The sequence below is a fragment of the Microbacterium sp. HJ5 genome (assembly GCF_054824025.1).
On record NZ_JSYE01000033.1, the window covers coordinates 1 to 13,630 of the forward strand.

10 protein-coding genes are annotated in these 13,630 nt (G+C 70.9%); 5 read left to right on the forward strand and 5 right to left on the reverse strand.

Annotated elements, in window-relative coordinates:
• On the reverse strand, positions 1–1,255 hold a 1,255-nt coding region (locus OB08_RS14145), incomplete at its 3' end, for an ABC transporter substrate-binding protein (RefSeq protein ID WP_461475793.1).
• Between the two features lie 177 nt (positions 1,256–1,432).
• Between OB08_RS14145 and OB08_RS14150 the strand changes: the two genes are divergently transcribed.
• Positions 1,433–2,458, forward strand: coding sequence for a LacI family DNA-binding transcriptional regulator (locus OB08_RS14150; protein WP_461475795.1), 1,026 nt, complete (start codon positions 1,433–1,435; stop codon positions 2,456–2,458).
• A gap of 120 nt (positions 2,459–2,578) precedes the next feature.
• On the opposite strand, the gene OB08_RS14155 is transcribed toward OB08_RS14150, so the two are convergent.
• Complete coding sequence (locus OB08_RS14155) at positions 2,579–3,145, reverse strand: DnaJ family domain-containing protein (RefSeq protein WP_461475797.1); 567 nt, start codon at positions 3,143–3,145, stop codon at positions 2,579–2,581.
• Between the two features lie 81 nt (positions 3,146–3,226).
• Positions 3,227–4,075 carry an NAD-dependent epimerase/dehydratase family protein gene (locus OB08_RS14160; RefSeq protein ID WP_461475799.1) on the reverse strand — a complete coding sequence of 283 codons (849 nt, stop codon included), beginning with the start codon at positions 4,073–4,075 and terminating at the stop codon, positions 3,227–3,229.
• A 365-nt stretch (positions 4,076–4,440) separates the two neighbouring features.
• On the opposite strand from OB08_RS14160, the gene OB08_RS14165 reads away from it, so the two are divergent.
• A complete protein-coding gene (locus tag OB08_RS14165; RefSeq protein WP_461475801.1) occupies positions 4,441–6,753 on the forward strand; it encodes a glycoside hydrolase family 127 protein in 2,313 nt (770 codons plus the stop codon).
• A 79-nt stretch (positions 6,754–6,832) separates the two neighbouring features.
• Positions 6,833–8,761, forward strand: a complete 1,929-nt coding sequence (locus tag OB08_RS14170; protein ID WP_461475892.1) for an OmpL47-type beta-barrel domain-containing protein — start codon at positions 6,833–6,835, stop codon at positions 8,759–8,761.
• A gap of 152 nt (positions 8,762–8,913) precedes the next feature.
• Here the strand turns inward: OB08_RS14170 and OB08_RS14175 are convergent, their stop codons facing one another.
• Together OB08_RS14175 and OB08_RS14180 are read right to left on the reverse strand one after the other, a co-directional pair.
• On the reverse strand, positions 8,914–9,870 hold the full coding sequence (locus tag OB08_RS14175) for an oxygenase MpaB family protein (RefSeq protein WP_461475803.1): 957 nt from the start codon (positions 9,868–9,870) through the stop codon (positions 8,914–8,916).
• A gap of 178 nt (positions 9,871–10,048) precedes the next feature.
• The gene (locus OB08_RS14180; protein ID WP_461475805.1) at positions 10,049–12,193 is read right to left on the reverse strand and encodes a family 43 glycosylhydrolase; all 2,145 of its coding nucleotides are present in this window, start codon (positions 12,191–12,193) and stop codon (positions 10,049–10,051) included.
• A 75-nt stretch (positions 12,194–12,268) separates the two neighbouring features.
• Here OB08_RS14180 and OB08_RS14185 point away from each other — a divergent pair, with 75 nt between their 5' ends.
• Entirely contained in the window at positions 12,269–12,559 is a 291-nt protein-coding gene (locus OB08_RS14185; protein WP_461475807.1) for a hypothetical protein, read from the forward strand.
• The gene (locus OB08_RS14190; protein WP_461475808.1) at positions 12,556–13,512 is read left to right on the forward strand and encodes an SDR family oxidoreductase; all 957 of its coding nucleotides are present in this window, start codon (positions 12,556–12,558) and stop codon (positions 13,510–13,512) included. The genes OB08_RS14185 and OB08_RS14190 overlap by 4 nt, the downstream gene beginning before the upstream one ends.
• Positions 13,513–13,630 lie beyond the last annotated feature (118 nt).

Sequence of the window (13,630 nt, forward strand, 5' to 3'; positions counted from 1 at the left end):
CCGAATCGGCGTTCTCGAGGACGGCGTTGCGGACGAGGGTGATCCACGGGCTTCCCGGGGCGTTGTACGCCTGCTGGAAGTTCAGCGCCACCGGGGTGTCGCCTTCACCGGCGACCTCGTTGATCGTCACGAGACGCGGGTCCTGCGCTGCGTACTCGTTGTCGGCGAGGTCGGAGCGCGAGACCGCGTTGCCGGCCTGGGCGAGCACGTCGACCTGCGCCTCCTCCGACATCATCCAGGAGAGGAAGTTCCAGGCCTGAGCCGAGAGCTTCGAGTCCTTCGAGATGCCGATGCCGTCGCCGCCGACGAACGTCGAGGCGCCGCCGTCGACACCGGGGATGCCGGCGACGCCCGCGTCGAACTCGAGCGCCCCGAGCAGGGTGGCCGGGTACGGCATGATGCCGACGTTGCCCTCCTGGAAGCCGGCGACCCACGTGGCGCCGGTCTCCTCGGCCGAGCCGGGGGCCACGGCGCCGTACTCCTCGAGCTCCTGCCACGTGGAGTAGAGCTCCTTGGCGGTGTCGCTCGCGAGGAGCGCCTCGGTGCCGTCCTCGTTCATGACCTCATCGCCCGAGGCCCAGATCGTCGGGAACCACGTGAACACGAGGCATCCGCCGCAGTTGAGGCCCGTCGAGGTGCCCGACACGCCCTCCTTGCCGAGGTCCTGGATCGCCTTGGCGGCGTCGGCGAACTCGGCGAGCGTCTCCGGTGCCTTCTCGGGGTCGAGGCCCGCCTCTTCGAAGAGGTCCTTGTTCCACATCAGCATCGACAGGTCGAGCACGAAGGGCAGCACGTGCTCGGCGCCTTCGTAGGTGCCGGCGCCCAGGTGGCCCTTGTTGATCGCGTCCTTGTACTCCAGGCCGTCGATCTGCTCGGTGATGTCGGTGAACAGACCCTGCTGGACCCAGTTGGGCACGTAGACGATGTCGGCCGCGAACAGATCGGGCAGACCGTTCGAGCCGGCGGCCGCGCCGACCTTGGCGACGTAGTCGTCGTTGGGGACGACGGTGAGCTCGACCTGGTTCTCGTGCGACTCGTTGTACGCGTCGACGAGGAGGTTTGCCTGCGCCTCCATCGGCGCACGCGTCCAGAGCGTCAGGGTCGAGCCGTCATCGATGCCCTCGGCGGGGATGGATGCGGCGGGATCAGGGGTGTCGCCGCTGCTCGCGCAGGCGGCCAGGCTGACGACGAGGGCTCCCGCCGCGAGGGCGGCCGTGGTCGCCCGCAGTGCGGCACGGCGTCGGGTGGTGGTCATGCAACTGTCTCCTCTAGCTCTTCTTCGAGCGGATGACGCCGGCCCCAGGCCGGCACCGCTGCGTGGGGTGCATGGTGGGATTCGAAATCTACGAAATCCCTTTCGGCACGCTATCGTGAGTTTCGACGGAAGGTCAAGTAGCCTCTCCGATAACCTTTCCGCAGCAAGGAGGCGAACGTGACATCAACGGAGAACGGATCGCGCGCCGCGACGCTCAGCGACGTGGCGAAGCTCGCCGGTGTGTCCATCGCGACCGCCTCCAAGGCGCTCAACAATCGCGACGACGTCGCCGTCGCCACACGCCAGCGGGTGCTGCGTGCCGCCGACGAGCTGTCGTTCACACCGAACGCCATGGCGAAGGGCCTGCTGGCCGGCCGCACCGGCACCGTCGGCCTCCTCACGAGCGACCTCGAGGGCCGCTTCATGATCCCGATCCTCATGGGCGCCGAGGACGCGTTCGGCGCCGGGCAGATCAACGTCTTCCTGTGCGACGCGCGCGGCGACGCGATCCGTGAGCAGCATCACCTCAAGGCGCTGCTCAGTCGCCGGGTCGACGGCATCATCGTGGTCGGCCGCCAGACCGACCCCCGGCCGTCGCTCGGTCAGGACCTCCCCGTGCCGGTCGTCTACGCCTACGCGCCCTCCGACGACCCGCGCGACCTCTCCCTGACTCCCGACAACTACTCGGGAGGACGCCTCGCCGTCGAGCACCTGCTCGCGTGCGGCCGGACGAACATCGCGCACATCACCGGCGACCCCTCGTACGCCGCCGCCCAGGACCGCCTCGCCGGAGCGCGCGCCGGTCTCGAGGCGGCGGGACTGTCGCTCGTCGGCGAGCCGATGTTCTCGGAGTGGACCGAGCACTGGGGGAGGGATGCCGCGGCGATGCTGCTCGAGCGGCACCCCGAGGTCGACGCGATCTTCTGCGGCTCCGACCAGATCGCCCGCGGCGCGCTCGACACGGCCCGCGACCTCGGCCGCCGAGTGCCCGATGACCTCGCGATCATCGGCTACGACAACTGGGAGGTCCTGTCGACCAACTCGCGCCCCGAACTCACGAGCATCGACGCGAACCTCCAGATGCTCGGTCGCCAGGCCGCGCAGCGGGTGTTCGATGCGATCGACGGCGTCGACATCGGCCGCGGTGAACACCACTCGCCGGTGCGCCTGGTGATCCGGGGCTCGACGATCCCGCGCCGCTGACGCGGCGGCGCACAGGATCGGAGCTTCTTTCCGACACGCCGGGTCGCGGCATCCGTCCACCGGCGTGTCGCGGAAAAGCTCCGACGCTGTGCAGGGCAGAAAGCGAGCGGATGCTGCGCCTCAGCCCCGCCGGAGCCACCGGCCGCGCACCCGCCGGCGCGGCGCACGCGGCGGGGGCGCGGCGTCCGTCGCCTTCTCCGCCGCCGCGCGGCGGGTGTGCCACGCCGCGACCTCGGACTCGACGTCGCGCGTGGGCGTCACGACCGGCGGCCCGCCCTGCAGCTGCCGCCGTGCTTCGATGACGCGGCGGTTGAAGTCGTCGAGCGAGTCGCGCACGTCCTTCTCGGTGCCGAGAGCGTCGAGGCGCTGCTCGAGCTCGGCGCTCTCGACCCGCAGGAGTAGTGCGGGCGGACCGAGGCCGGTGAGCTGCTCGGACTGGATCTTGCGGCGGATCCACCAGTCGGGGTCGTGGCTCTCGCCGAGGCCCGGGATCGGCTTGCCGGCGCCGGGGAGGTCGTCGAACTCGCCCCGGCGGATCGCCTGCTGGATCGCGGTCTCGACGTAGGCGGCACGGTCGACCGCGTTCGCTGCGGCGCGGCTCTCGGCGGAGGGCTCCGCCGAGGCATCCATCTCCGCATCCCGCTCCTGGCGGTAGCGGGCGGCGGCCTGTCGCGGGTCTTCGCTCATCGCACACCTCCGGGACTCTGCTTCGAGCCTAGGGCGGCGACGCGGGGGCCGGCTCGGCCCCCGCGTCTCGTCACGAGCGATTCAGCCCACGTGGTCGCGCCAGCTGTGGCGCGGGTCGAAGCCGAGCAGGCGCCGTGCCTTGTCGATCGAGAGCAGGGTCTCGTGCTCGCCCACGTCGCGTGTGACGGCCACGCCGGGGAACACCTCCGCGATGAGCTCGGCGTTCGGGCGCGACATGACGGTGTCGGCCGCGGCGATGATGAACTGGTCGAAGCCCGCGGGAGCGACCTCGAGCGCCCGCTGCACGGCCTGCGCCCCGTCGCGGGCATCGATGTAGCCCCACAGATTCCACTTGCGCTGGAGGGCGTCGCCGTCGAACGAGGGGAATTCGGCGTAGTCCTCGGGCACCATGACGTTCGAGAAGCGCAGCCCGGTGATCGACAGGTCGGGGTGCCAGCGGACGAGCTCCACCGCGAGCCGTTCCTCGAGCGTCTTGACGAGCGAGTACACGGACTCGGGTCGCGGCGGGTACTCCTCGTCGACCGGGATGTACGGCGGCGGCACGTCGAAGGGGAGACCCTGCACGGTCTCGCTCGACGCGTAGACGATGCGCCGGATGCCCAGCCTCACCGCGGCCCAGAACACGTTGAACGTCGCGGCCATGTTGTTGTGGAAGGTCGCGACGTCCGAGCGGATGCCGGGGGCCGGGATCGCCCCGAGGTGGACGACCGCGTCGATGCCGTCGTGCCGGTCGCCGACGGCCCCGAAGGCGTCGATGACCTGGCCGTAGTCGGTGAGGTCGACCTGCACGAACGAGGGACCCCTGGTGCCGACCACGTCCATGCCGATGACGTCGTACCCCGCCTCGCGGAGTTCGCGGGCGACGACGGTTCCGAGCTTTCCGGTCGAGCCGGTGAGAGCGATGCGCATGGGTCCAGCGTGCCACGGGCCACTCACGGCATGGCCGGAAAAGCGTTTCGAGAAGAAAAGATTGTTTCCGCTAACTGTTAGCGCTACCGTTAAGAACGCGCGACCGAAACCCCTTTCGGCGTCGCCCCGACGTCGTGCACGAGGAGGTCCACGATCATGACCGTTCGCCACCGCCCGAGCCCGTCACGGCGGGGCGCCTCGCCAGGCTGACCGCGCGCTCGCCGGCTCCCCGCGGACGCCGACCGGGATGGCGTCCCACCCGCGATGAGGCCTCGGCCTCTCCGACCTCCCGCGCATGGCGCGGGTCTCTTCGGCGTGCCCGGGCACGCGACATCCGTCCTCGCCGTCCCCAGAAAGGAATCACGATGACACCCGAAACCGACACCGGGATCTCACGACGCAAGGTCGTCGTCGGAGGAGGCTTCGCGCTCGCCGGCATGGCCGCCGCGGTCGCGCTCCTCGACCCCGCACAGGCACGAGCCGCCGCATCGGGAGGAGGACCGAGCGCCGCAGGCTTCCGCGCCGCCGGTCCCGCCCGCTCCGCACAGGTGGTGCGAGCGGGTCAGACGCTCGTCTACCCCGACTCGTGGAGCGTCCGTCCCTTCCCGCTGACCTCCGTGTCGCTGGGGCAGAGCGTGTTCACCCGTGCGCTCAACCAGCACCTGGTGCTGTACCGCGCCTACAACGTCGACAAGATCCTCGCGGTCTTCCGCCGCAACGCGGGTCTCGACACCAAGGGTGCCACCCCGCCCGGAGGCTGGGAGGAGTACGGTCCCAACCCCGACGCGCAGCGCTGGGGGCCGGCGGAGTACACGCGCGGCCAGAACACCGCCGGCGCCGGCGGCTGCCTGCGCGGCCACTACGGCGGCCATTTCCTCAGCGGCATCTCGATGGCGTATGCCGCGACCGGCGAGATCGCCTTGCTCAACAAGGTCAACGCGATCGTGACCGGCCTCGAGGAGTGCCGGGCGGCGCTCGCCGCCCAGGAGGTCGGCGGCGCGCCGCGGTACTCGCACCCCGGGTTCCTTTCGGCCTACGGGGAGTGGCAGTTCTCGGCTCTCGAGGAGTTCGCTCCGTACGGCGAGATCTGGGCCCCGTACTACACGCTGCACAAGATCCTCGCCGGTCTGCTCGACGCCCACGCGCTCGCGGGCAACGACCAGGCGCTCGCACTCGCGGAGGGCATCGGCCACTGGGTGTACAGCCGTCTGTCGAAGTGCACGCCTGCACAGCTCGCGCGCATGTGGGGCTCCTACATCGCCGGCGAGTACGGCGGCATGAACGAAGTGCTCGTCGAGCTCTACTGGCGCTCGGCCGATCCCGCCAAGAGCGAGTTCCTCGACGCGGCGAAGCTGTTCACGCTGCACACGCTCGTCGACGCGTGCGCCGCGGGCACCGACACGCTCAACGGCAAGCACGCCAACCAGCACATCCCGCAGTTCCCGGGCTACATCAAGCTCGCCGCCGAGACCGGCGACGACCACTTCCTCGACGCCACCAAGGGCTTCTACGACATGGTCGTGCCCGGCCGTTCGTACGCGCACGGCGGCACCGGCGAAGGCGAGCTGTGGGGTCCGGCCGGCGCCGTCGCCGGTGACATCGGCCCCCGCAACGCCGAGTCCTGCGCCGCGTACAACATGCTCAAAGTCGCCAGCTACCTGTTCTTCAACGAGCAGGATCCGAAGTACATGGACTACTACGAGCGGACCGTGCTGAACCACATCCTCGGCGGCCGCCGCAACCAGGAGTCGACGAACGGACCCGAGAACCTGTACATGTTCCCGGTGCACCCCGGGGCCCGCAAGGAGTACGGCAACGGCAACATCGGCACGTGCTGCGGTGGCACCGGGCTCGAGAGCCACGTGAAGTACCAGGAGGGCATCTACTTCCGCTCCGCCGACCAGACCGAGCTGTACGTGAACCTCTACATCGCGTCGACCCTGACGTGGGAGGAGAACGGTCTCGAGCTCGAGCAGGTCTCGTCGTACCCGGAGGGCGACACGTCGACCCTCACGGTGAAGGCGGCGCCCGACCGGCCGCTGAAGGTGCACCTGCGCATCCCCGAGTGGTCGCGCGGAGCCGAGGTCGAGGTCAACGGCGCGTCCACGGGCGTGGCCGTCGAGCCCGGCGCCTACGCGACGGTGGACCGCACGTGGGCCGTGGGCGACACGATCACCGTGCGCATCCCGCTGTCCGTGCGCGTCGAGGCGGCGGTCGACCGTGCCGACATCCAGACGCTCATGTACGGACCGGTCGTGCTCACCGCGACCAGCTCGTCGACGAGCTACCTGAAGGTGTCGCTCGCCGACCGGCTCGACCTCGACGGTGACGTCAGCCGCGGCATCTCGAAGACGGCCGCGAACGTGTTCACGGTCGGCAGCCTGTCGTTCGAGCCGGCCTACAACGGCCGGGACGTCGCGTATCACATGTACTTCCAGCGCAACGAGCCGACGGTGACGTTCGCCGGCCAGAGCTCGGGCGTCGCGAACCCGAAGCGCTCGGGCAAGACGCTGCTGGACGAGGTGTGGGAGCAGGCTCCCTTCGCGAGCCGGGCGGCGTTCCTGGACGCCGTCGGCGAGGTCTCCGCGGCGTACGTCGCGGCGGGCCTGCTCACCGCGCGCAACCGCCAGAGGATCCTGCTCGCCGCCGGACGCGCCCCGATCGATGCGGGCAACTGACATGTCGAAGAACTCCGAGAGGACATCAATGCACACGCTTCGTCCCGGCAGAGCCGGAATGAGGAGGTTCGCGGTGGCGATGGCCGCGGCCGTCGCGCTCGTCGCCGCCGGAGCCGTCGCGATCCCGGCGACGGCGGCGGAGGAGCCGTTCAACGTCGGCCTCGCGAGCGGTGAGAACGCACCGACCGTCGAGGTGAGCTACGTGCCGGGGTGGAACTCGTCCGCCGCGCTCAACAACGGCGTCGTCGGACCCACCAACACGCTGTCCGCGATGTGGGGCACGTGGGGCGCGCCGGGCAACCCGACGCAGGACATCGCCACGTACACGTGGGAGCGTCCGGTCACGGTGAGCTCGTCGAAGCTCTACCTGTGGCAGAACCACCTCACGCCGGGCGGCGACTCGGGCGTGATGATACCGGCCGCGTGGAAGGTGGAGTACCGCAACAGCGCCGGTGAGTGGGCGCCCGTGACGGGTGCGGGCCTCACCTACCCGCTGCCGGTCCTCAACGCCGCCGCCCCGGTGACGTCGCAGCCCGTCGTGCAGGCGAACTGGGACGCGGTCACCACGACCGCGGTGCGCCTCGTGCTCGACCGCGTGGTGTTCAACAGCCAGCGCAAGGCCACGAGTGTCATCGAGTGGGAGGTGTGGGGCGTCAACGCCCCCGTCGTCGAGCCCGAGCCCGAAGACCCGAATGCCTTCATCGACGCCCAGCAGGTGGCCGTCCGCACGGTCACGGGCACCGCGCCGCAACTGCCTGAGCAGCTGTGGGTGATCGGCGAGGACGGACCGCTCGAGTACGTCGACGTCGAGTGGGCGCCGGTGGCGGCATCCGCCTACGCGTCGGCCGGCGATTTCGACGTGGTCGGCGACCCGGCCGGCTACGACGGCCAGACCGTCACGGCCACCGTGTTCGTCGCCGCGACGCTGTCGGACGACATCGAGTCGGTCGACTACACCGCGACGATCACGACGCCCGGGGTCGCTCCGGTGCTGCCCGACACGGTCCGCGCGACGTACGACGACGGCACCGCCTCCAGCGGCGTCGACGTCGAATGGGACGCGATCGAGCCGGCGGCCTACGCCGAGGCCGACGCGATCTTCGACGTCGAGGGCGCGGTCCAGGGCTTCGAGCCCGGTGCGATCGCCACGGTGTTCGTCGTCGAGCCGCTCAGCCAAACCGAACCGATCGTCGCGATCGAGTTCGACGCGGCGCCGCAGGGCTCGGGCTGGTACACGACCGCGCCGACCGTCACCGTGACGGCGGAGGAGACGGCGAGCCCGATCGCGAGCATCGAGTACAGCCTCGACGGCGAGACCTGGACCCGGTACGACGAGCCGTTCACGGTGGACGCCGAAGGCGAGGTCACGGTGAGCGCCCGCGCGACGAGCGAGGACGACGCCGCGGGCGAGGCATCCGAGTCCATCAAGGTCGACACGATCGCCCCGACCACCGGCGTGGACTGGGTCGTTGTCGACGGCACCTCGGCGCTCGTGACCCTCACACCGACCGACGCCGAGCCCGGCTCGGGCGTGACCCGCACCGTGTGGTCGGACGGCCCGGACGCCTCGCCGACCGGCGAGACGAACAACATGTACGCCACGTACGACGAGCCCTTCTCGGTGCAGCTCACCGAAGAGGCCCGCTACGTGCACGTGCAGGCGCAGGATGCCGCGGGCAACGTCGAGACGCACGTCACGGTCGAGCTGCCCACGCTCGTCGGCGGCGGGCTCGACCTGCAGCCGAGCGTCGCGCAGCGGTGCGTCGCCGGGAAGGCGGTCATCGTGGTCGCGATCAAGAACGCCGACGACGCGGCCGCCGCTGTCACGATCGAGAGCCCCTTCGGCTCGAAGACGATCGCGTCGGTCAAGGCGGGCAGCACGGCGACGACGACCTTCTCGACGCGCACGGTCGGCGTGGGCGGCGGTGAGATCTCGGTGACGGGATCGACCGCCGACGACGCCACCTACGAGGGATCGGTCTCGTACCCGGCGTTCAGCTGCGGCTGACCCACTCTGTCGGGCGGCCCGCGGTCTTCGGACCGCGGGCCGTTCCGCGTCTTCGCGTCGGCGGCGCGAGCCGCTCTCGGAGAATTCGCTGAATCTCGGAGGATCCGGCGCCGATCCTCCGAGATCGGGCGCATCCTCCGACGAAGCGCGCGTCAGGCGGACGGGTCTTCGACCGCGGCGCTCGCGGCCTCCAGGCGGCGCAGCCGCCGGCGCGCGAAGTCCTGCGCGCGCGGGCCCGCGCCGAGCGCACGGCCGGTCATCGACAGGATGCCGCGGGTCAGCGTCACGACGGGGAGCCAGCTGCGCCGCACCCCGAGCAGGCGCCGGTAGCGGCGCGGGATGGTGGCGACGGCACTCGCGAAGAGCACCCGGTACGCCAGCGACATCGAGCGGGACCCGCGGAACGGCGGGCGACGGAGGAAGCGCACCACGTCGTCGACGCGCTCGTCGCGCCGCAGCACTCCGCTGTCGAGGTGCGCGTCGAGACGGCGTCGCAGCTCGTCCTCGGTGCGCGGCGGATCCGCCACCCGCATGAGCCGGCCGGCAGTCGCCCACTCGGCCACATAGGCGTCGGGTCCGCCGGGAATCGGCGGTCCCCACGCCTCGTGGCAGGTGAGGAACGCGTCGGTGAAGGCCAGGTGCACCCACTCGACCAGGTCGGCGTCGGCCGCGGAGTACGCCACCGACTCGCCGCTCGCGGCGGTGTACGTCCCCGCCACCCGCTGGTGGAAGCGCCCGACGCGGCCGGTCTCGCGCTCGGCCTGCGTGCGCGAGCCGTAGGTGAGGCAGATGACCCAGCGCACCGTCCCGGTGAGGCGGCCGATCGGATCCTCCCGGTACCGGGACCAGTCGTGCACCCCCGCGAGGGCGCCGGGATGCAGCGCCTGCATGAGAAGCGCCCGGATGCCCGCGACCATGGTGCCCATGCCGGCGTGCACCGTCCACGCCGGACCGTCCTCGGCGAACCAGCCGGCGTCGTCGCCCTCGGCGAGCTCCCGCACCCACGGCGGCTGACCGTCGGGGTCGCCCGACAGCGCGGTGAGCAGCCGGACCCGCAGCCGGGCGGTCGCGCCCCGTCGCGGACCCGCGGCCGTGCGCGGCGTCGTCATCCCTCCAGCGTGCCACGCGCGACGGAGGCTCCGGCCCGCCGGGAGCCAGGGAGCGGATGCCTCGCCCCGTCGCACGTACGAGTCGAGCGGATGCCTCGCCCGCGTCGCACTCGGGATGCTCGACCCCCACGACGAGGGGCCCGTCCGCGAACGGACGGGCCCCTCGTGCATCAGCGCGTCAGCCGCAGGTGGCGGCGCTGTACGCGATCTCCTTCTCGACGGTGACGGGCTTGCCGTCGACGGTCGCCGTGGCCTTGAGCGTCACGGACGCGGCCGGCACCGAGGGCTGACGGGTCGTGAAGCTCGCGGAGGCGCTCTTGCCCGCGGCGACCGGTCCGAAGGCCTTCGAGCCGAATGCCGTCGTCGCGGTGAGCGACACCGGGAAGCCCTCGGCGTTCTTCACCGTGACCACCTGGACGACCTTGCCGGCGACGCAGCGAGCGGTGACCGTCGCATCGACGTCGAGCGCGGGACCGACGACCGTCACGGTGAGCGAGACGGTCCGGTTGGCCGGCGCCACCTCCTCATCGCGCGTCTGGTTCAGCACGGCCGAGCCGTCGGCGGCGAAGTGCACGGTCTTGACGCGCGCGTGGCGGCTCGGGTCGTTCAGGCCGCCGTCCGCGCCGGGGATCCACTCCGAGATCGGCGGGCGGGCGTGGTAGACGATCACCGGGTTGCCGTTCTCGTCGAGCGTGAACGAGTTGTGGCCGGGACCGTTCTGCTGGCCGCCGAAGTCATCCGACGTGAGCAGCGGGTAACCCGTCTTCTTCCACGTCGACTGCTTCAGCAGGTCGCCGTCGAGCGGCGCGCGCAGCAGACCGATCGAGTACGTCTCGTTCACCTCCGAGGCCGAGAAGTACACGAACACCTCGTCGTCGCTCTTGAGAACGGCGGGGCCTTCGTTGATGACCTGACTGGCCGTCCGCTCCCACGCGTAGTTGGGCGTCGAGAGCAGGATGGACGGCGTGATCAGCTGGCTCGGGTTCGACGGGTCGATCTCCGCCATGCGCAGGTCGGAGCTGCCAGGCTTCTCGGCCCACACCATGTAGTGCTTGCCGTTAGCCTCGAAGTACGTCATGTCGAGCGAGAAGCTCGTGAACGCCGAGCTGTCGCCGGGGGCGGCCTTGATGTAGCCGAGCTCCTCCCAGTTCGAGGCGACCATCGGGTCGCTGTCACCCGGAGCGCGCATGATCGCAGGACGGATGTTCCAGACGTCGGTGCTGCGGCTCGACGTGAACAGGATGTACCAGTCCCCGTTGATCTTGTGCAGCTCCGGCGCCCAGAAGTACCGGTACGCGCCCACGGCGATCTTCGAGCCGTTCGAGGTGTTCGGCGCGGCGGCGTTCCGCGACCACAGCAGCACCTGCTCCTGCGCGGTCGTGAGGCCGTTGATCGTGTCCGCGCGGCGCAGCACGATGCGGTCGTAGCCCACCCCGGGGTTGGCCTGCGTGGTCGGGTACGAGCCGGTCAGGTAGTACTCCGCCTCGCCGGTGCGCTCGTCGTCGCGGAAGACCCACGGGTCGGCACGCTCGGGCACGAGGATGCCCTTGCTGTCGCCGTAGACCGGCTGGTTGACGGTGCCCGTGACGGTGTACTCGCCCGGGGTGTCGAGGTCCACGGTCGAGGTGTCCCAGTTGACGCCGAGCTGCTTGGTGGAGCCGTCGGAGTACCCGAGCTGCGCCTTCGCGGGCAGCTCCAGGGCGCCGCCCACCGCGACCTCGACGTCGTCCCCGACGTCGACCGTCGTGTTGACGATGCGACCGAGCGACTTCTGCAGCACCGCGAGTTCCGCCGTCGTGAGGGGAAGAGCGGATGCCTCGATCGCACCGGCGGGCAGGCCGGTGAGTGCGGGCGCCGCCGGTGCTGTGATCGCGACGGGCGTGCTGAACGTCGTGAAGTCGGTCGTCGTCACCTCGTACGCGGCACCGGCCGGAGTGCGCAGCACCACTCGGTAGGCCCGGATGCCGTTGTCGTACGCGACGTCGGCGCGCGCCACCGTGATGCCCTGCGTGTTGGTCGTCGCGAGCTTCTGACCCGTGAAGCTCACGAGGTCCTTCGACGTGTAGACGAAGATGCGGCCGTTCGCGGCGTTGTCGGCTGCCACGAGCCCGAAGCTGCCATCCGGGTTGCGGAAGAGCGTGGGGTTCGCGAACTGCGACGTGCCGGTGCCGAACGTCGGGTACAGGACGCCCTTGTTGTTGTTAAGCGCGACGAGCGGGTCGCCGTCCGCGCCGATCGCGAGGTGGAGCACCTCGGTCTTGGCCGTGCCTCCCGTGCGCACGTACGCGACGGCGCGGCCGGTGTCCTGCGCCTTGACCGCCACGGTGACGCGGTCGCCCTCGCGATCGGCTACAGCACCGCGGTCGTCGGCGGGCTCGGCACCCGGGAGCGCAAGGCGATGACCTTCGAGGTCGGCATCCGCAACGCCGGCCTCGGCCTGGGCCTCGTCTTCGCGTTCTTCGGAGGCCTCGGCGGCATGGCGATCGTCGCCGGCTGGTGGGGCATCTGGGACATCATCGCCGGCCTCATCGTCGCCGCCCTGTGGGCGCGGCACACGCGCAAGCGCACCGGCTCGGCGAAGGGAGACGCCTCGCGGCACGCACTGCGCGGCCGGACGGATGCCGCGACCCACGACGCTGCCGCCGGCGACGGGGCCGCCCCCGACGTCACCTCCGGTCCGGCCTCGTGAGCGTCCGCGTCCTCGTGACCGGCGGGGCCGGCTTCCTCGGCTCGAACGTCGCCGCCGCGCTCGTCGCGCACCCCGATGTCGAGCACGTCGTCGCCGGCGATGTGCGCCGGCCGGAGCATCCGATCGAGGGCGTCGTCTACGACGACTGCGACGTGACGCGCCCCTCCGGGCTCGCCCCCCTGCTCGAGCGTCACGGCATCGACGTCGTCGTGCACCTGGCCGCCATCGTCAACCCGGGTCGCGACCACGACCTGGAGTACCGGGTCGACGTCGACGGGACGCAGCACGTCCTCGACGCGTGCGTCGAGGCGGGCGTGAGGCGCATCGTCGTCTCGTCGTCGGGCGCCGCCTACGGGTATCACCCCGACAACGCGGAGTGGCTGCGCGAGTCCGACCCGCTCCGCGGCAACGACGAGTTCCCGTATGCGAAGCACAAGCGCCTGGTCGAAGAGATGCTGGCGGGGTTCCGGTCGACGCATCCCGCTCTCGAGCAGGTGGTGTTCCGCATCGGCACGATCCTCGGCCCCACGGTGCGAAACCAGATCACGGCACTGTGGGACGGCCGCCGCATCCTCGCGATCCGCGGCTCGGACTCCCCCTTCGTGTTCGTCTGGGTCGACGACGTCGCCGCTGCGATGGTGCGCGCGGCGACCGACGGCCCGGCGGGCGTCTACAACGTCGCCGGAGACGGGCGGCTCACGCTCCACGAGATCGCCCGGCGTCTCGGCAAGCCCCTGCTCGTCGTGCCGGCCGGCGTGCTGGCGCTCGCATTGCGCGTCGGACGGATGCTGCGCCTCACCGTCCACGGACCGGAGCAGGTCGGCTTCCTCCGCTACCGCCCGGTGCTTGCGAACGACGCCCTGAAGCGTGACTTCGGCTTCACGCCCGCGAAGACCTCGGCCGAGGCGTTCGAGGCCTACCTCGACGCCCACCCCGGCGTCGCGCGGCGCTGACGAGCCGGATCCGGCGTCGCGCGGCGCTGAGCGCGGCATCCCACCGCTTCCGGTCCTCGCTTGGGTTACGTGTCCCACTTTGGGGCGGTCGTGTCCCGATTTGTGCCGCTCCGGGCGG